This is a genomic window from Tautonia plasticadhaerens, assembly GCF_007752535.1.
Classification (GTDB): domain Bacteria; phylum Planctomycetota; class Planctomycetia; order Isosphaerales; family Isosphaeraceae; genus Tautonia; species Tautonia plasticadhaerens.
In genome coordinates this window covers 1,254,499-1,272,398 of record NZ_CP036426.1, presented here as the reverse complement: position 1 = coordinate 1,272,398, position 17,900 = coordinate 1,254,499, and the positions used below count along the sequence as shown (strand labels likewise).

Sequence of the window (17,900 nt, the reverse complement as noted above, 5' to 3'; positions counted from 1 at the left end):
CCCGCCCCCCCCCCGTCCCTCGGGGCGCCCCCGGGCTCGAGGGGGGCCGTGAAGGGATTCTCGTCGCGTCCGGCCATCACCGATCCGCCCCGGGACGAGGCGGGACCGGGCGATCCCGCTCTCCCGGTTCCGGGAGCAGTTCCAGGGGAGGATCGCCGGGTTCGGGCGTGCGGACGAACATCGCGAAGAAGTTCTCCTCCAGCTCCGGCCGGGGGACCCCGTCCAGCTCGATGACGCTGAAGCCCGAGTCCGAGATCTCCTCGATGAAGGTCGACGCATCCGCCCGGACGTGTTCCAGGATGAATTCGGAGCTGACCCCCTCCCGGCGGTCGAATTCGATCACCACCAGCCGGCCCCCCGGCCGCAGGGCCCGTCGGATCGCCCCGAGCATGGCGGCCGGGTCCTCGAAGTGGTGGTAGGTGTCGCAGATGAACGCGAGGTCGACCGAGCCGGGCGGCAACTGGGGAGAGTCCTGGGTGCCGAGCACGGTGCAGACGTTCAAGAGGCCCGCCTTGCTCGACCGCTCGGCGATGTGTCGGAGGAAGTTCGGCGCGATGTCGACGGCGAATACCGCCCCCTCGGGCCCGACCGCCTCGGCGATCGGGATCGCGTACAGGCCCGTCCCGGCGCCGATGTCGGCCACGTCCATCCCCGGCCGGAGCCCCAGCGCCGCCACCACCTCCCTCCGGCGGGTGAAGACCTCCCGCGACTCGCTCTCGAACCGTTCGACATATTGGCCTACGTCGGGCTCCTGGAACGAGCGGTTGAGTTCCGGCGTCGCGCCCGGGATCTCCTGGGCCCGGGCCCCCGGGAGGACGGCCATCGCGAGCGCGGCGAGCAGGAAGCGGCAGGTCATGGGGGGCGGCCTCAAGCGGGCGATCGGGGAGGGCGGGTGTGAGGCGATCCGTCGCCCCCCGTTCTAGTGCTCCCGGGGCCCGCTGTCCAGCGTTTCGCCCGGTCGAGGCGGGCGGCCGGTGGGCCGTTGTCGGCGGGGCGCCCGGTCACTACGCTGGCAATGTCCGGGCCCTGCCCCGGTTGCCAAGCCACTCGAAGGAGCGCTCTCCCGATGAGAACGAACGTCAACCGCCGCGGATTCCTCGGCACCGGGGCCGCCACCCTCGGCTACTTCTACTCCGCCCCGGCCTACTCGGCCGCCCGGATGGGACGCAAGCCGAACGAGACCCTCCGCTTCGCCGGCATCGGGGTCGGCGGCAAGGGATCCAGCGACATCGACCACGTGGGCAACCTCGGCGAGGTCGTGGCGATCTGCGACATCGACGAGGGGCGGATCGCCCCGAAGGCCGAGAAGTGGCCCTCGGCCAAGGTCTACACCGACTTCCGCGCCCTGCTCGACGAGATGGGCAAGGAGATCGACGCCGTCACCGTCTCCACCCCCGACCACACCCACGCCCTGGCCTCGCTGATGGCCATCCGCATGGGCAAGCACTGCTACACGCAGAAGCCGCTCACCCAGACGGTCTTCGAGGCCCGGGTCCTCAAGGAAGCCGCGAAGCAGCACGGCGTCTGCACCCAGATGGGCAACCAGGGCTCGGCCGAGGACGGCCTCCGGCGGGCCGTCGAGCTGGTCCAGGGCGGCATCATCGGCCCGGTCCGCGAGGTCCACGTCTGGACCAACCGGCCCGTCTGGCCGCAGGCCCCCGACATCACCTCCCGGCCCGACACGGCCGACCCCTGGCCGAAGGAGATCCACTGGGACCAGTTCATCGGCGGCGCCCCGCTGCGGCCCTACGTCGCCGAGGTCTACCACCCGTTCAACTGGCGAGGCTGGTGGGACTACGGCACCGGCGCCATTGGCGACATGGCCTGCCACACCGCCAACATGGCCTTCCGTGCCCTGAAGCTGGCCCACCCCACCGCCGTCTCGGCCGAGAGCGCCGAGGTCAATCCCGAGACCTACCCGGCCTGGGCCCGGGTCACCATCGAGTTCCCCGCCCGCGAGGACATGCCGCCGGCCACCCTCACCTGGTACGAGGGTCGGCAGGATGGCGAGCTCGTCCTGCCGCCGGAGGAGCTCCAGGCCAAGATCCTCTCCGGCGGCGAGCGGCTGCCCGGCAGCGGCTCGATCCTCGTCGGCGACGAGGGCATCCTCTACTCTCCGAATGACTACGGCGCCAAGTTCCGCCTCCACCCCGAGGCGCTGGCCGAGGGCAAGAACCTCGATACCCCCGAGCGTCTGCCCTCCAACAACAAGGGCGACCAGGGGATGAAGGACGAGTGGGTCAGGGCCATCACCGAGGGCAAGCCCGAGATCGCCTACTCGAACTTCGACACCGCCAGCCTGCTGACCGAGGCATTCCTGCTCGGCAACGTCGCCATCCGCACCGGCCAGCGCCTGGAATGGGACGGCCCCGGGCTGAAGATCACCAACTACCCCGAGGCGAACCAGTTCATCCAGACGGAATACCGCCGGGGCTGGGAGGTCACCCGCGCCTGATCCCCGCATCCCCCGCCCCCCCGCGCGGCCCGGTCGGGCCGCGCGGGGGACTCGAGGGGCGTGGGAAAATCAACGGGAGACGCCCCGATCAAGTTCGCGAACTTTGCCCTATTCACATTCCGACATCGCGAATTGACGGGCCTTGCCCCCTCCCCGCCTGCCCCGACTCGTGCCTGTTTTATCATCACGTCTAAAGAAAGCGAATTTAAAGGAAAGGGCACAATTGCCCTTGCATGCCGGGGGCGCGCCCGGCCATCCTCTTCGGATCGCCGTGACGAGGTGGCGGGCCGCCGCGAGCCGACCGGCCCGCCCCGATGAACCAGACGTGAGCGCAGGGAATGTCCCGCAGTCGCGGCGAAGTACGGAGGCCCGAGAGATTCGACCCCCGATGAATCGCACCACGACCCGCGTCCCCGCCCGATCCTTCATCCTCCTCGCCCTGACGCTCGTCGTCTCGGCGCCCGCCGCCCGCCCCGCCATCGCCGCCGAATCGACCGACCCGCTCTGGGGCCTGATGACGGTCTTGATCCGGGCGACCGCCCCCGACGGCCCGGTCGTACCCGATGAGACTCCGGCCCTCCGGTCCGGCGACGCCGAGCTCCGGGGCCTGCTCGAAGGTGCCGTCCGGGTCGCGCAACAGCCCGTCCAGGTCCAGGCCGCCCAGCCGACCTACGCCCCGCGGTACCAGTACCAGTACCCGGTCGCCCCGGGCGGCTACCGGATGGTGCAGAACCCCGTCAACGCCGCCGTGACCTACTGGACCGGCCAGCCGGCCGCGCAGCCGACCTACGCCCAACCGACCTATGCCCAGCCCGCCGCCGCCGCCCCCGCGCAGCCGGCGGTCGCCCCCGCACAGCCGGCCGCCGCCCAACCGGCGACCGCCTACGGCGACCCCTACGGCTTCACCGCCTGGCTCAACGGCGTCCGGGCCCAGTACGGCCTGTCGGCGGTTTCCTACGACGCGAACCTCTCCGCCTGGGCGAACGCGAACAACGCCCAGCAGAACAGCCAGGGGATGGGCCACCACGTCATGGGCCCGGCCCGCCGGCAGAACAGCGCCATGGGCTCGGCCGGCAGCATCGGCTCCCAGTGGCTCGCCTCCCCCGCCCACGCCGCCGCCCTGCTCGACCCGTCGATCCGGGTGATCGGCATCGCGGGCATGGGGGCCTACTGGACCTTCAACGCGTACTGAGCCGGCCCCGCCGCTCGATCGACCGCCGCATCGCACGACCGCGGCCGGGGGCCTGCCGGCCTCCGCGCCTCGGCCGACCGGGACACATGGATGCGTCCCGGTCATTCCCGGATCGCCCGACCCGGGCGGGATCTCCCTCGACGCCGAGGCGACGCCCGACCCTCCCGACGGGACCGCCCGATCGCCCGAGGGTTTTTCCCCGACGGCCCGCCTCGCTATGATGGGGGTGTGTCGGGCCGAGGCCCCGGTTCCTCGAATCCGTCCCCCGGCGGAGCCTCGCGAGCCCTTCCCCGAGTCGTCCGGACCGGAGGCAGCCGGTGTCGTCCGAAACAGAGCAATTCCACACGATCGCCAGGGTCGGCGAGATCCCCGAGGGCGCCGGCCGCGCCTTCGACGTCGACGGCGTCATGGTCGCCGTCTTCCTCGAAGGGGGCCGATACTACGCGATCGAGGACTATTGCCCGCACCAGGGGGCCCCGCTCAGCGACGGGGTCCTCTTCGACAAGTCCGTCACCTGCACCTGGCACGGCTGGCGCTTCAGCCTCGAGGACGGCCGGCACCTCGACGGCTCCCGGTCCCGGGTGCCGACCTTCCCGGTCCGCGTCGTCGGGGACGAGATTCAGGTCAACGTCGATTGATGGAGCGCTGACCCGCCGATCGGTCGACTCATTCGGGCGCCCCGGTTGACCTCCCGGGGCCCGGCCCGATCGATCCGACCCGACCCGACCCGATCAGCCCCGGGAGCCGATCCCATGCGAGCCGCCTACATCGAGGCCCACGGCGACGCCTCGGAGATCCTCGTCGGCGAACTGCCGACCCCCAGGCCGGGCCCCGGCCAGGTGCTCCTCCGCGTCGGCGCCGCGGCGATCAACCCGATCGACCTGTACCTCCGATCGGGCCGGGTCGCCATGCCGATGAGCTTCCCCTACGTCGTCGGCACCGACGTGGCCGGCACGGTCGAGGAGGTCGGCCCCGGCGTGACCCGATTCCGACCCGGGGACCGCGCCTGGGGCTCGAACCAGGGCATCCTCGGCCGCCAGGGCTCGGCCGCCGAGTTCGCCTGCACCGACGAGGGCTGGCTCCACCCCACCCCCCCCGGCCTGTCCGACCCCGAGGCCGCCTCGATCGCCATGGTCGGCCTCACCGCCCACCTCGGGCTGTTCGACCGCGCCCGCCTCGGGCCCGGCGAGTCGGTCTACGTCGCCGGCGGCGGCGGGGGCGTCGGCTCGATGGTCGTCCAGATGGCCAAGGCCGTCGGCGCCCGGGTGGCCACCACCGCCGGCCAGCCCGCCAGCCTCGACCTCTGCCGGAGGCTCGGCGCCGACCTCGTCCTCAACTACAAGGAGGACGACGTCCCCGCCCGGCTCCGCGAGTGGTCCGAGGAGGGGATCGACGTCTGGTACGAGACCCAGCGCGACCCCGACCTCATGACCATCGTCCCGCTGCTCCGCAAGCGGGGCCGCCTCGTGCTCATGGCCGGGCGGGACGCCACCCCCACCCTCCCCCTCGGCTCGTTCTACCCGCGCAACTGCTCGATCTTTGGCTTCGCCATGTTCAATTACTCGGCCGATGAGCAGTTGATCTGTGCGGAGGACATGGCCCGATGGCTGTCTCAGGGGCTCCTCCGCCCCAGTGTCGGCCGTACCTTCCCGCTCGACCAGGCGGCCCAGGCCGAGCAGTTCCTGGAGGACAACACCGTCGGGGGGGCGGGGACGCTGGTGGGCAAGGTGGTCATCACGATCGGCGAGGGCTGATCGGCCGCCGGTGGCCTGCCGTTCAGCCCTCGGGATCGGCCAGCCGCTGGGCCTCGATCGCCTGGAAGCTGACCGGGCCGAACGGGAGCACCCGGAAGTCCCGGACCCGGATGCAGCGGAGGCCGGCCTCGCCGAAGTACCGGCGATAGTCGTGGATCGGGTGCAGCGGGACGAGCCCCATCGCCCAGTAAAGCGCGAGGCCCACCCCGTTGTACCCCCGGTGGAGTTGCCGCTGGAGCCGATTGCCCGAGGGTGCGGCCACGTCGGCGATCAGCAGCCGGCCCCCCGGCCGGACCAGGCCGGAGAGGTGGCGGAGCATCCTCCGCATCGGGCCCCGCTCGAAGCAATTGAGGAAGAAGTTCGCCGCGACCACGTCGTAATGGCCGATGCGGTCATGTTCGAACACGTCCCCCCGGATGAATTCGCCCCGCAACCCGGCCCGCTCGAACTTCGTCCGGGCCCTGGCGAGCATCCGGCCCGACAGGTCGATGCACGTCAGGTCCGCCCCCACTCGGGCCGCGAGCACGGCGTCCTCCCCCGCCCCGACCCCGACGTAGAGCACGCGGTCGCCCGGGTTCATCAGTCCGAGTTGCGACGCCTTGGCCGCCTCGATCTTCCCCAGGGAGTAGATCCGCGCGAGGGGCTCGTAGAACCAGGCGGCCCGGTCGAAGCCGCCGGGGGGGGCGTCGTCAGCCATGCGATCGTCCCCCGACCGGGGCCCGTCGGAGCCGCTCCCCGAGCCGGTCGGCCAGCGCCCCGACGTGCGGCGGCCGGAGCATCGTCAGGTGATTGCCGGGCACGGGGACGACGTCCAGGTCGTCGCAGAGCCGACGCCACTCGTCGACAGGGTCCCTCCGGCGGTCGGCGAACGGCTCCTCGGCCATCATCAGGGTGATCGCCCCCCCGCGGTAGGGGGCGGGGCGATAGGCGTAGAGCGCCTCGACGTTGGCCATGAAGACCTCGAAGACGCGGCGGGTCAGGGCCTCCGAGGCCCCCGGGGGGACGACCTGGGACCGCCCCGCATGCCTCCGGAACTCGGGGAAGATCGCGTCCCTCTTCGCGCCGAGGAACCGGACGAGCGGCTGTTCGCTGGGGATCAGGCCGCGGAGGATCGCGAACGAATAGAGGAACCCGGCGTCGAGCAGCACCAGGCGGTCGACCGGCCGGCCCTCCTCGGCCAGCTTCCGGGCCATCTCGAAGGCGACCACGCCGCCGAATGACCAGCCGCAGAGCCGGATCGGTCCGGACGGCCGGGCCGATCGGATGGCGTCGAGGTACTCGTCCGCCATCGCCTCGACCGAGGTCAGCGGCGCCCTCCCCTCGTCGACCCCGGGCGCCTGCAGGCCGAACAGCGGCTGGGCCGGCCCGAGCGCCCTGGCCAGTTCGACGTAACAGAGGACGTTCCCGCCGCCCGGGTGGACGCAGTACAGGGGATGCCGGCTCCCCTCGGCCCGGATCGGCACCAGCGGGGACCACCCCCCAGGCCCCCGACGTTCGGCCAGGGCCGAGGCCAACCCGGCGACGGTCGGGTCGTCCAGCAGGGCGGCGATCGGCAGCGCCTCGCCGCATCGCCGGGCGATCCGGGCGAGGAGATCCATCGCCGAGAGCGAATCGCCCCCGAGCGCGAAGAAGTCGTCGTCCACGCCGACCTCCCGGCCGAACAGCTCCTCCCAGGCCCGGGCCACCTCCAGCTCCGGAGCGTCCCGAGGCGGGGTGCGGGGCGGGGCCGTCGAGGTCCCCTGCACCCGCCGGGGATCCAGCCCGGCCAGGGCGGCCCGGTCGAGCTTGCCGTGGGGGGTGGTCGGCAGCCGGTCGACGAGGGTGATCCGGGGGGGGAGCAGGTGGATCGGCAGCCGATCCCGGAGGTCCTCGCGGATCCGATCGACCGAGAGGCCGCTCCCCCTCCCCGGGACAACGAAGGCGGCCAGGTGGCGGTCCCTCCCCTCCCCCTCGGCCAGGACGGCCGCGGCCCGGACCCCCTCGATGGCCTCGATCGCCCCCCGGACCTCGCCGGGCTCGATCCGGACCCCGCGGATCTTCACCTGGTCGTCGACCCGACCCAGGAATTCCAGCACGCCGTCCGCCCTCCGGATCACCCGGTCGCCGGTCCGGTAGACCCGGGTCTCGGGGTCGGTCGCCGTCGGATGGGGGGGGAAGCGCTCGGCGGTCAGGCCGGGTCGGTGCAGGTAGCCGAGGGCGAGCCCCGGCCCGCCGATCGCCAGCTCGCCGGGCGTTTCGTCCGGGACGGGATCCCCGGCCTCGTCGAGCACGAGGGCCTCCACGTGGGGCAACGGCCGACCGATCGGCGGCGCCGGCTGGGCACCTCCCGGGCAGACGTGCAGCGAGACGCAGACGGTCGCCTCGGTCGGGCCGTAGGCGTTGATGAACTTGCGGCCGACCGACCATCGAGACGCCAGCCCCGCCGGGCACGCCTCCCCGGCCACCACGAGGGTCCGGAGGTCCGGATACGGGCCCTCCGGCAGCAGCCCGAGCACCGTCGGCGGCAGCGTGGCGACGTGGATCGACCGCCTCCGGAGCGTCCCCGACAGCGCCGGGCCCGGCACGAGGCCCGACGCCTCCGAGACGCACACCGTCCCCCCGGAGAGCAGCGTGACGAGGATCTCGCTGATCGAGGCGTCGAATCCGAGCGAGGCGAACTGCAAGACCCGCGTCCCCGGCCCGATCCCGAACGCCTCGGCCTGTGACCTCGCCAAGGGGCCGATCCCCCGATGGGAGATCAACGCCGCCTTCGGCCGGCCGGTCGACCCCGAGGTGTAGATCGCGTAGGCCGGGTCCCCGGGATCGCCCTCGGGGGGCGGGGCCGTCCCGGGGTCATCGGACCCGCGGTCGATCTCGCGGATCGTCAGCACCCGGGCCCCCGTCACCGGCAGCCCGGGGGCGAGCGAGTCGGTCGACAGGACGACCGGCGAGGCGGAATCCTTCAGCAAGAAGGCGACCCGGGCGGTGGGATAATCCGGGTCGATCGGCAGGAACGCGCCCCCGGCCTTCATCACGGCCAGCATCGCGGCCACGGCCTCGACCGACCTCGGCATGGTCAGGGCGACGAGGACGCCCGGCCCGACGCCCTCTCCACTCAGGACCGATGCCCAGCGATCGGTCACCCGGTCGAGGTCCCCGTACGAGACGGAGCCCGAAGGGCCCTCGACGGCGACCAATCCGGGCCCCCGCCCGGCCCGGCGCCGGAACAGCGACGGCGTCCAGCCGATCTCGAGGCCGGGAGGATCGGGCGACCGGCCGGCAAGCTCCGGGGCGTCGGCGTCTCGGGGAGCGGTCACGGTGTCGGTCTCGGCGGAGATCGAGGCGTCAACGGGTCGGGTTCGGCCCGGGGCCGACCCGGGACTCGCCCCGGAAACTCGACCCAGCTCCCCCGTCCTGTTATACACACTCGACCAGCGATCGACGAGCCGACGGCCTCGGAGGCCGTCGGCACCCGTTCCCGCCCCCGGGAGGGTTCAACCCCGGACCAGGTTCTTGTACTTGATCCGGTGGGGCTGGTCGGCCTCGATGCCGAGCCGCTCCCGACGCTGGGTCAGGTACGTGTCGAAGTTGCCGTCGCACCAGACCACCCGGCTCTCCCCCTCGAAGGCGAGGATGTGGGTGGCGATCCGGTCGAGGAACCAGCGGTCGTGGCTGATGACGACCGCGCAGCCGGAGAAGTCCAGCAGGGCGTCCTCCAGGGCGCGGAGCGTGTCCACGTCCAGGTCGTTCGACGGCTCGTCCAGCAGCAGCAGGTTGCCGCCGGTCGTGAGCAGCTTGGCCAGGTGGACCCGGTTCCGCTCGCCCCCGGAGAGCTTGCCGACCTTCTTCTCCTGGTCCGGCCCCCGGAAGTTGAACCAGGAGACGTAGGCCCGGGAGGGGACCTTCCGCTTGCCCAGCTCGATCTGGTCGAGCCCGCCGCTGATCTCCTGGAAGATCGTCTTGTCGGGGTCCAGCGCGTCCCGATTCTGGTCGACGTAGGAGAGCTTCACCGTGTCGCCGACCCGGAGGATGCCCGAGTCGGGTGCCTCCTGGCCGACGATCATCCGGAACATGGTCGTCTTGCCGGCGCCGTTGGCCCCGATCACGCCGACGATGCCGCCGGGGGGCAGCCGGAAGTTCATGTTCTCGAAGAGGATGTTGTCGCCGAACGCCTTGGAGACGTTCTCGGCCTCGACGACGAGGTCCCCCAGGTGGGGGCCGGGGGGGATCTGGATGGTCACCGGCTCGTCCCGGCGGTCGGCCTCCTCGGCGGCGAGCTGCTCGTAGCGCTGGATGCGGGCCCGGTTCTTGGCCACCCGGGCCCGGGGTGCCATCCGGATCCACTCCAGTTCCCGTTCGAGGGTCTTCTTGCGGAAGCGGTCGGCCTTCTCCTCCTTCTCCAGCCGGGCCTGCTTCTGCTCCAGCCAGCCGGTGTAGTTCCCCTCGAAGGGGATGCCCCGGCCCCGGTCGAGCTCGAGGATCCATTGGGCGACGTTGTCCAGGAAGTAACGATCGTGGGTGACGGCCACGATCATGCCCGGGTATTCCTGGAGGTGCCGCTCCAGCCAGGCCACGCTGTCGGCGTCGAGGTGGTTGGTCGGCTCGTCCAGCAGCAGGATGTCGGGGCGCTGGAGCAGGATCTTGCAGAGCGCCACCCGTCGCCGTTCGCCGCCGGAGAGCGTGGAGACGTCGGCGTCGCCGGGGGGGAGCCTCATGGCGTCCATGGCGATCTCGAGCCGACGCTCCAGCTCCCAGCCGTCGGCGGCCTCGATGCCGTCCTGCACGTCGGCCTGCTCGGCGAGCAGCGCGTCCATCTCGTCGGCGTCGGGCCCCTCGGCGAGCCGGGCGTTGATCTCGTCGAACCGCTTCAGCAGGGCCCGGACCGGGCCGACCGCCTCCTCGACGTTCCCCCTCACGTCCTTCTCGGGGTTGAGCCGCGGCTCCTGGGGCACGAAGCCGATCGTCGCCCCCGGGGCGGGCTTCGCGGCGCCGAGGAACTCCTTCTCCTCGCCGGCCATGATCCGCAGGAGCGTGCTCTTCCCCGCGCCATTGGGACCGAGGACGCCGATCTTGGCCCCCGGGTAGAACATCAGGGTGATGTCCTTGAGGACTTCCTTTTTGCCGTGGTTCTTCGACAGCCGCTCGATGGAGAAGATGTACTGCGGGGGCATCGACGATCCCGGGGTGCGAGGCTCGACGGCGGGGATGGGGAGCAACCCGGGCGGCCGGGGCCGGGCGCATGGAACGCCTCCCACCCGGCCGCCCGATCATGTTCATTAGAACCGATCCGATCACGCCACGGAACCCCAGTCGATCCCCCCGCGTCTCCCCCGGCCAGGGTGAAGCCGCACTAGATCCGGAGATCCGGCGCGGGGCGGCCCGGGGCCGATGGCCGTTGGGCAACCCGGACGCCGGTTGCTACAATGGCCTTCCCACTCAGAGATCGCGCGACGCCCCCCGGAGGGGACCGAGCCCCCGGCCGTCGCGATCGAACCCGGACCGGCACGCTCTCGGAGGATCCGCGACCGATGATCGACCCCCGCGTGGCCAGCGGGCTGAGGGACATCCCCCCGTCGGCCATGATCCCCCGGGAGCGGATGCTCGAGGCCCTGCGCTCGACGTTCTCCTCGTTCGGCTTCGTGCCGATCGAGACCCCCCACATCGAGCGCCTCGAGGTCCTCACCGGCAAGGGGGCCGGCTCCGACGAGGTCCTTCGCCAGATCTTCGAGGTGACCAATAAGGGGGGCACCCCCGGCGAGCTGGCCCTCCGGTTCGACCTGACCGTCCCGCTGGCCCGGTTCGTGGCGAAGCACGTCGACCAGCTCGGGACGCCCTTCAAGCGCTACGCCATCGGCTCGGTCTTCCGCGGCGAGCGGCCCGCCAAGGGCCGCTTCCGCGAATTCACCCAATGCGACTTCGACACCGTCGGCACCGAGAGCCCCGTCTCCGACGCCGAGACCGCCCAGCTCATCCACGACGCCCTGGCGGCGATCGACGTCCCCGCGTTCTCGATCCACCTGAATAACCGCAAGATCCTCGACGGCCTGCTCGACTCCTTCGGCGTGATCGACCGCAAGGCCGCCGTCCTCCGCGCCCTGGACAAGCTCGGCAAGGTCGGCCGTGACGGCGTCCTCAAGGAACTGACCTCCCACCCCAGGGCGGTTGAACCGGGAGGCGTCCCCGAGGGGCCGACCATGCCCGAGGCCGACGCGGCCCGGCTCCTCGACCTCGTCGAGCAGGGCAAGGGTCCCGGCGACGCCGTCCTCTCGATGGCCGAGTCCCGCCTCGGCCCCCACGAGACGGCCCGGGAGGGGATCGCCAACCTCCGGACCGTGCTCGACCTGCTCGACGCCGCCGGCGTCCCCCAGGACCGCCTGAAGCTCGACCTCGGCCTCGCCCGGGGGCTGGACTACTACACCGGCATCGTCTTCGAGACGACCGTCGACGGCTGGGAACGCTTCGGCTCCATCAGCTCCGGGGGCCGCTACGACGACCTGGCGAGCCTTTATATCAAGCGTCGCCTCCCCGGGGTCGGCGCCTCGATCGGCCTCGACCGCCTGCTCGCCCTGATGGAGGAGGCCGGCCGGCTCCCCTCCTCGGCCACCACCGCCCCGGTGCTGGTCGCCTACTTCCCCGGCGTCTCCCCCACCACCCCCGTCAGGATCGCCGCCCGCCTGCGGGCCTCCGGCATCGGCGCCGAGGTCTATCCCGAGCCGATCTCCGTGGGCAAGCAGATGGGCTACGGCTCGACCCGGGGGCACGCCGTCGCCGTGATTGTCGGCCCCGACGAGGAGCAGGCCGAGGTCTTCAACCTCCGCGTCCTCGCCACCCGCCAGGAGGATAAGGGCCTCGCCCTCTCGACCCTGGAAGACTCGGTCCAGAGCGCCCTCGGGCTGCTGGGCTCCCGGCCGTCGGCCGACTGAGCCGACCGCCCCTCGACGCCGATCTCGGACACCGCCCCCACCCCGCCGCCACCCGACCTCCCCCCCACCATGACCGATCCCCCCCCCGGCACCCCGACGCAACGCGAGGCCCCCATCCCCCAGGTCCGGGGCACCCGGGACTGGCTGCCCGACGACTACGCCGCCATCGCCTCGCTGGAGCGGTCCCTCATGGATCGCTTCGCCGCCTCAGGCTTCCGGCCCGTCAAGACGCCGATCCTCGAAGGGACCGAGCTGCACGAGCGCAAGAGCGGCGCCGCGATCGTCTCCAAGCTGTTCGAGGTCGCCGACGGCCCGGCCCGCCTCTGCCTCCGCCCCGAGCTGACCGCCAGCATCGTCCGGGCGTTCATCGACACCCCGGAGGCCCCCGAGCTGCCCTGGCGCGTGTGCTCCTCCGGCCCCGTCTTCCGCTATGAGCGCGAACCCGGGCCGACCCGGTACCGCGAGTTCACCCAGGCGGGCGTCGAGCTGCTCGGCGCACCCGGCCCCGAAGCCGACGCGGAGGTGATCGCCCTCGCCCTCGACTCCGCCGCCGCCGCGGGCATCCCCGACGCCTCGATCCGGGTCGGGCACACCGGCCTGATCGTCGAGCTGCTGGAGCGCTCCGGCCTCCCCTCGGCCGCCGTGTCGAGCCTGGTCGAGCACCTCAGCGACGCCGCCTCCGAGGGCCGCAACGTCCGGGCCCTGGAGACCGCCCTCGACCGGCTGGCCGGCTGGCTGCACGGCGACGCCGAGCAGCAGGCCGAGGCGGTCCTCCCGGCCATCGACCGGGCCGACGACCCCGGCGTCGACCGCCTCTTCCGCCACCTCGTCCCCCGGGTCACCGGCCGCCGGACCGGCCATGAGATCATCAACCGCCTGCGCAGGAAATGGGCCCTGGGCCACTCCCTGGGGGACGCCCTCGGCCGGGTCCGCGCCCGGGTCCACGAGCTGGCCGACCTCCGGGGGCCCGCCGTCGAGGTGCTCCAGGGGCTCGAACAGGGCTTCGCCGCCCTGGCCCCCGGCACGATCCGGGGGTTCCTGGAGATGCTCCGCCAGCTCGAGGCGCGGGGCATCCCCCCGGAGCGCGTCGAGTTGGACCTCGGCTTCGGCCACGGCATCGGCTTCTACTCGCAAATGATCTTCGAGCTGTCCGTCTCCACCCCCTCCGGCCCCCTCGGCATCTGCCACGGCGGACGATACGACGGCCTCGCCACCGTCCTCGGCTCCGACCGAGACCCCCACGGCGTCGGGTTCGCCTTCGGCGTCGAGCGGCTGTATCATGCCATCGAGGGGCTCCGCGAGGGCTGAATCTGCTCGGAGGCGAGACGGCGATGCTATCCACGATCCAGAAGCTTGGAGAGGGGCTCGGCGTGCCCATCCCCGAGTCCATCGCCCGGGAGGCCGGCCTCGAGGAGGGGACATCGGTCGAGGTCTCGATCCGAGACGGTGCCCTCGTGGTCCGACCGACCCGGCGGTATCGGCTCGAAGACCTCCTCGATCAAATCACCGCCGAGAACCGCCACGACGCCTTCGACACCGGACCCCCGACCGGGGAGGAAGTTTGGTGAGCCCAGGCGATCCGTCTCTCGTCCCCGATCGGGGGGACGTCGTTTGGGTCGACTTCTCCCCACAATCAGGCCGGGAACAGGCCGGTCGACGCCCCGCCCTGACGCTCTCGCCTGCATCGTACAACGTACGGGTCGGTCTCGGGCTGTTCTGCCCGATCACCTCTCGGGTGAAGGGCTATCCCTTCGAGGTCCCCTTGCCGCCGGGGCTCGCCATCTCCGGGGTCATCCTCGTCGATCAGCTGAAGAGCATCGACTGGAGGACCCGACGGGCCGAATTCGCCTGCCGCATCCCCCCGGAAACGCTCGATGAGGTCGCGTTGAAGCTCTCGACCTTGTTGCCTTCACCTGACTGATCCGCTCCCGCCCCATCCCCGCCCCACTCATGACTCCACCAAACATCGACCCCATCCGGATCGCCCTGCCCTCGAAGGGCCACCTGTACGAGGGGGCCGTCGAGCTGCTCAAGGCCGCCGGCTACAAGGTCCGACGCGCCAGCGACCGCCAGTACGAGGCGACGATCGGCGGCCACCCGCGCTTCCACGTCGTCTTCATGAGGCCGACGGACATCGTCGTCCAGGTGCAGGAGGGGCGGTGCGCTCTGGGCGTGACCGGCATGGACGTCTTCGCCGAGCACCAGGCCGAGGCGACCGACGCCGTCGTCGTCGAGCCCGACCTCGGCTACGGCGGCTGCCGGCTCGTGGTGGCCGTGCCCGAGAGCTGGATCGACGTGACCCACGTCCTCGACCTGGTCGACCTGACGACCGAGTTCAAGGCCGCCGGGAAGGCGTTCCGCGTCTCGACCAAGTACGGCGCGCTGACCCAGGCCCACTTCCGCCGCTGGGGCATCTACCACTACCAGATCATCCACTCCGAGGGGGCCCTGGAGCTGCACCCCACCCTCGGCATCGCCGACATCATCGTCGACCTCACCAGCTCCGGCACGACCCTGAAGGACAACCGCCTCCGGGAGATCGAGGGGGGCAAGGTCCTCGAATCGGCCGCCAGCCTCATCGGCCACGCCCCGAGCCTGAAGGCACTGATCGCTGAAGGAGACTCCGGCCCCCTCGCCCTCCTGCTCGACGGCCTCGACGGCGTCCGGGCCTCCGACGGCCGGTTGTTGCTCGAGGTCGCCGGGGGCCCGGAGGAGGGGTACCAGGCCGCGGCCGTCGCCGCGTTCCTGGCCCAGCGGGGCGCCCAGCACGTCGTCCGGGGAGAGGTCTGGGACGAGCGAGGCCGGTCCTGCTGGCGGGTCACGGCCCTCGTCGCCGCCGGCCGGCTCACGTCGTACCACCGGGAGCTGATCCGTCTCGGCGCCCGCCGCGTCGTCGGCCTGCCGACCCGCTTCCTCTTCGACTCCGAGGGGCCGACGTCCACCTTCGACCGCCTCGCCGAGCAGCTCGAAGCTCACTCCCCCCGATAACCCGGACCCCGGACGACCCTCCCCGGCTTCGCCCCGGTGTGGGCGCCCTCCCTCACCACCGCCTCGCCGTTCACGAAGACGTGTTCGATGCCGACCGACAGGCGATGCGGGTCCTCGTACGTCGCCCGGTCGGCGATCGTCTCCGGGTCGAAGACGACCACGTCGGCATACATCCCCTCCCGGAGCAGCCCCCGATCCCGGATCGACAGCCGATCGGCCACCGCCGAGGTCATCTTGCGGATCGCCTCCTCCAGCGGGATGACCCCCTCCTCCCGGACGTACTTGCCCAGGATCCGGGGGTAGGTGCCGTACGACCTCGGGTGCACCAGCCCGCCCGCCTTCTCCGGGTCGTGGCCCCCGGCGTCCGTGCCGAACTTCATCCAGGGCTGCTTCATCTGCAGCGCGACGTTCTCCTCGCTCATCATGACGTAGATCGTGCCGATCCGCTGCCGCTCGGCGAGCAGCAGGTCGATCGCCGCGTCGACCCAGTCCGTGCCCCGGCCCCCGGCGATCTCGGACAGTCTTTTGCCGACGTACTGCTTCGTCTCCGGCTTCGTCAAGCCGAGCACGATCACGTTCTCCGGCCCGGACAGCCCGGCGAGGTTCTCCCAGTCGGTGGTCGGGTCCAGCACTTCCGCCCTGATCTCCGACCGCGTCTCGGGGTCGGCCAGGTTCTCGTAGAGCTTCCCGTCGGCCGACGCCCAGGGGGGCAGGGCCGCGGTCAGCCCCGTGCTGCCGGCGGTGTAGGGATACATGTCGGCGCCGACGTCCAGCCCCTCGGCCCTCGCGGAGTCGATCTTCCGGATGGCCTGGATCGCCTTCGGCCAGTTCCGCTCCCCGGCGGCCTTCAGGTGGTAGATCTCCACCGGCACGCCCCCCTCCCGGCCGATCCGGATCGCCTCGTCGATCGCCTCCAGCAGCCGATCCGCCTCCGACCGCAGGTGCGTGATGTAGAGGCCCCCATAGGGCGCCATCGCCTTCGACAGCTCGATCAGGTCCTCCGTGGCGACGAAGGAGTCCGGGGGGTAGATCAACGCCGACGCCAAACCGAACGCCCCGCCCTCCATCGCGTCCCGGACGAGCCCGCGCATTTGCTCCAGCTCCTCGGGGGTCGGAGGGCCCTGGGCCATCCCCTTGACGTAGCTCCGCACTGTCCCCGAGCCGACGAACGACCCCAAGTTCACCGACACGCCGTGAGAATCCATCGCCCTGAGCCAGCGGTCGAACCCGCCGGGGACGTCGAACTCCTCCGGATCACTCGAAGGGGCGTTCGAAGTCCCCTCCCCCATGATCTCCGTGGTCACGCCCTGCGTGACCTTGCCGACCACGCGACCGTCACCCGAGAGCAATTGCTCTCTCGAATGACTTTGAATGTCGATGAACCCCGGGCAGACGACCTTCCCCGAGGCGTCGATCGTCTCCTCCGCGTCCGCTTCGTCGAGCATCCCCGCGGGGGTGATCTCGGCGATCCGATCACCTCGGATCGCCACATCGCCGAGGAACCAGGCGTTCCCGGTGCCATCCACGACCAGGCCGTTTCGGATCACCACATCATAGGGGCCGACATCCAGCGCCCCCGCCGGCAAGGGCATACCCACCGCGAGAAGGATCAGGAATGGACGTAATGACCGTCGGGACATCGATCGCTCCTCGGGGGGGTCAGGGGATGGTGCTCGGCCCTCGGCGGGGGTGTCGCCTCGATCAGGCGGGGCCTCGCCCCGAAGGTCCGGGCGGGCCCGCGGATCCGGCTTCCACACCGTCAGGACCCGGGGGCGGCCCGAGGTCGGCCATCCGATACCCCCGGGGATAGCTCCTCGGCCGGTGGTGCTCGGTCCGGAGGTACGGCCGTCGCCTCGGCGGCATGAGCCGGAGCAGCCTCGCCCGCATCGCGAGCCCCGCCTGGACCATCGACCGAGTCGCCCGAGACGGCCTCGGGAAGCCGAAGGCCTCCAGGATCGGCTCGTCCATCAACGCGTACATCGCCGGACGGACGAGGGGCCGGAGCGGCCTCGGGTACCAGCCCAGGAAGAGGTCGAGCGTGGCCCGGCCGATCGTCGCATTCGACGAGGCGAATCGGAAATGCTCCCGCTCGAAGTCGAGGTTGAGGCGATCAAAGGCGTCATACGCCCCGGGGATGTCCCGGATCCCCATCCGCCTCCCCACCTCCCCCCAGAAGTGGAAGAGGGCCAGCCGCTCGACCTCGATCATCGGCCGCCAGCCGAACCGGGCGTTCCAGCGGATCGGCTCGAAGACGAAGGTGGAGAGGACGTAGAGAAAGTCGCGGTTGTCGATGTCGAAGCGGCGGTGCATGCCGTTCATCGTCCGGATCGCGTCCCGGCCGCGGTCGCCCTCGTAGCCGTGTTCCAGCAGGGTGCTGACGATGATGTCCGTGTCGTCGTACCGCTTCTGGGGCCGGGCCCGGAACTCTCCGGTCCGGTCCAGCAGGCCGGAGATGCTCGGCACGCAATACGTCCGGAACAGGGCGAATTCCAGCGACCTGGTCGTGTCGAACGAGAAGTCGTGCGTGGTGCTCAGGTGGACGATCCGCTGGCAGTCCGCCACCGGGTCGAGTCGCCGGATCTCGTCAAGCACGGCAGACCGGGGCATGA

General features: G+C 71.5%; 15 protein-coding genes. 9 read left to right on the top strand and 6 right to left on the bottom strand.

Annotated elements, in window-relative coordinates; genetic code table 11:
- Window positions 1–76 precede the first annotated feature (76 nt).
- Window positions 77–856, bottom strand: a complete 780-nt coding sequence (locus ElP_RS04820; protein WP_145267554.1) for a class I SAM-dependent methyltransferase — start codon at window positions 854–856, stop codon at window positions 77–79.
- A gap of 210 nt (window positions 857–1,066) precedes the next feature.
- On the opposite strand from ElP_RS04820, the gene ElP_RS04815 reads away from it, so the two are divergent.
- The 4 genes from ElP_RS04815 to ElP_RS04800 all read left to right on the top strand — a co-directional run bounded on the left by ElP_RS04815 (window position 1,067) and on the right by ElP_RS04800 (window position 5,401).
- On the top strand, window positions 1,067–2,455 hold the full coding sequence (locus ElP_RS04815; protein ID WP_145267553.1) for a Gfo/Idh/MocA family protein: 1,389 nt from the start codon (window positions 1,067–1,069) through the stop codon (window positions 2,453–2,455).
- Between the two features lie 388 nt (window positions 2,456–2,843).
- Window positions 2,844–3,647 carry a CAP domain-containing protein gene (locus ElP_RS04810; RefSeq protein ID WP_145267552.1) on the top strand — a complete coding sequence of 268 codons (804 nt, stop codon included), beginning with the start codon at window positions 2,844–2,846 and terminating at the stop codon, window positions 3,645–3,647.
- Window positions 3,648–3,964: 317 nt separating this feature from the next.
- Window positions 3,965–4,285, top strand: coding sequence for a Rieske (2Fe-2S) protein (locus ElP_RS04805; RefSeq protein WP_145267551.1), 321 nt, complete (start codon window positions 3,965–3,967; stop codon window positions 4,283–4,285).
- A 114-nt stretch (window positions 4,286–4,399) separates the two neighbouring features.
- Window positions 4,400–5,401: an NADPH:quinone reductase gene (locus ElP_RS04800; RefSeq protein ID WP_145267550.1), complete on the top strand. Its 1,002-nt coding sequence runs from the start codon at window positions 4,400–4,402 to the stop codon at window positions 5,399–5,401.
- 22 nt (window positions 5,402–5,423) lie between these two features.
- On the opposite strand, the gene ElP_RS04795 is transcribed toward ElP_RS04800, so the two are convergent.
- The 3 genes from ElP_RS04795 to ettA all read right to left on the bottom strand — a co-directional run bounded on the left by ElP_RS04795 (window position 5,424) and on the right by ettA (window position 10,551).
- Window positions 5,424–6,098 carry a class I SAM-dependent methyltransferase gene (locus tag ElP_RS04795; protein ID WP_145267549.1) on the bottom strand — a complete coding sequence of 225 codons (675 nt, stop codon included), beginning with the start codon at window positions 6,096–6,098 and terminating at the stop codon, window positions 5,424–5,426.
- The gene (locus ElP_RS04790) at window positions 6,091–8,697 is read right to left on the bottom strand and encodes an amino acid adenylation domain-containing protein (protein WP_197446722.1); all 2,607 of its coding nucleotides are present in this window, start codon (window positions 8,695–8,697) and stop codon (window positions 6,091–6,093) included. The genes ElP_RS04795 and ElP_RS04790 overlap by 8 nt, the downstream gene beginning before the upstream one ends.
- Before the next feature lie 177 nt (window positions 8,698–8,874).
- The gene (ettA, locus tag ElP_RS04785; protein WP_145267547.1) at window positions 8,875–10,551 is read right to left on the bottom strand and encodes an energy-dependent translational throttle protein EttA; all 1,677 of its coding nucleotides are present in this window, start codon (window positions 10,549–10,551) and stop codon (window positions 8,875–8,877) included.
- A gap of 357 nt (window positions 10,552–10,908) precedes the next feature.
- Between ettA and hisS the strand changes: the two genes are divergently transcribed.
- The 5 genes from hisS (at window position 10,909) to hisG (ending at window position 15,291) form a co-directional block, all read left to right on the top strand.
- Window positions 10,909–12,303 (top strand): histidine--tRNA ligase, encoded by a 1,395-nt coding sequence (hisS, locus tag ElP_RS04780; RefSeq protein ID WP_145267546.1) that lies wholly within the window; start codon window positions 10,909–10,911, stop codon window positions 12,301–12,303.
- 69 nt (window positions 12,304–12,372) lie between these two features.
- Entirely contained in the window at window positions 12,373–13,611 is a 1,239-nt protein-coding gene (locus ElP_RS04775; RefSeq protein WP_145267545.1) for an ATP phosphoribosyltransferase regulatory subunit, read from the top strand.
- A 23-nt stretch (window positions 13,612–13,634) separates the two neighbouring features.
- On the top strand, window positions 13,635–13,871 hold the full coding sequence (locus ElP_RS37640; protein ID WP_197446721.1) for an AbrB/MazE/SpoVT family DNA-binding domain-containing protein: 237 nt from the start codon (window positions 13,635–13,637) through the stop codon (window positions 13,869–13,871).
- Entirely contained in the window at window positions 13,868–14,224 is a 357-nt protein-coding gene (mazF, locus tag ElP_RS37635) for an endoribonuclease MazF (RefSeq protein ID WP_197446720.1), read from the top strand. Before ElP_RS37640 ends, mazF begins: the two co-directional genes overlap by 4 nt.
- 29 nt (window positions 14,225–14,253) lie before the next feature.
- Complete coding sequence (gene hisG, locus ElP_RS04765; RefSeq protein WP_145267543.1) at window positions 14,254–15,291, top strand: ATP phosphoribosyltransferase; 1,038 nt, start codon at window positions 14,254–14,256, stop codon at window positions 15,289–15,291.
- Here the strand turns inward: hisG and ElP_RS04760 are convergent.
- Together ElP_RS04760 and ElP_RS04755 are read right to left on the bottom strand one after the other, a co-directional pair.
- Window positions 15,276–16,931, bottom strand: a complete 1,656-nt coding sequence (locus tag ElP_RS04760; protein ID WP_145267542.1) for an N-acyl-D-amino-acid deacylase family protein — start codon at window positions 16,929–16,931, stop codon at window positions 15,276–15,278. The genes hisG and ElP_RS04760 overlap by 16 nt on opposite strands.
- A gap of 61 nt (window positions 16,932–16,992) precedes the next feature.
- On the bottom strand, window positions 16,993–17,898 hold the full coding sequence (locus ElP_RS04755) for an oxygenase MpaB family protein (RefSeq protein ID WP_145267541.1): 906 nt from the start codon (window positions 17,896–17,898) through the stop codon (window positions 16,993–16,995).
- Window positions 17,899–17,900: the final 2 nt, after the last annotated feature.

Bases quoted from the DNA above. Each gene is read 5' to 3' on its own strand.
- ElP_RS04820 (WP_145267554.1), bottom strand. From the start codon at position 856: ATGACCTGCCGCTTCCTGCTCGCCGCGCTCGCGATGGCCGTCCTCCCG.
- ElP_RS04815 (WP_145267553.1), top strand. From the start codon at position 1,067: ATGAGAACGAACGTCAACCGCCGCGGATTCCTCGGCACCGGGGCCGCC.
- ElP_RS04810 (WP_145267552.1), top strand. From the start codon at position 2,844: ATGAATCGCACCACGACCCGCGTCCCCGCCCGATCCTTCATCCTCCTC.
- ElP_RS04800 (WP_145267550.1), top strand. From the start codon at position 4,400: ATGCGAGCCGCCTACATCGAGGCCCACGGCGACGCCTCGGAGATCCTC.
- ElP_RS04795 (WP_145267549.1), bottom strand. From the start codon at position 6,098: ATGGCTGACGACGCCCCCCCCGGCGGCTTCGACCGGGCCGCCTGGTTC.
- ettA (WP_145267547.1), bottom strand. From the start codon at position 10,551: ATGCCCCCGCAGTACATCTTCTCCATCGAGCGGCTGTCGAAGAACCAC.
- hisS (WP_145267546.1), top strand. From the start codon at position 10,909: ATGATCGACCCCCGCGTGGCCAGCGGGCTGAGGGACATCCCCCCGTCG.
- ElP_RS04775 (WP_145267545.1), top strand. From the start codon at position 12,373: ATGACCGATCCCCCCCCCGGCACCCCGACGCAACGCGAGGCCCCCATC.
- ElP_RS37640 (WP_197446721.1), top strand. From the start codon at position 13,635: ATGCTATCCACGATCCAGAAGCTTGGAGAGGGGCTCGGCGTGCCCATC.
- hisG (WP_145267543.1), top strand. From the start codon at position 14,254: ATGACTCCACCAAACATCGACCCCATCCGGATCGCCCTGCCCTCGAAG.
- ElP_RS04760 (WP_145267542.1), bottom strand. From the start codon at position 16,931: ATGTCCCGACGGTCATTACGTCCATTCCTGATCCTTCTCGCGGTGGGT.
- ElP_RS04755 (WP_145267541.1), bottom strand. From the start codon at position 17,898: ATGCCCCGGTCTGCCGTGCTTGACGAGATCCGGCGACTCGACCCGGTG.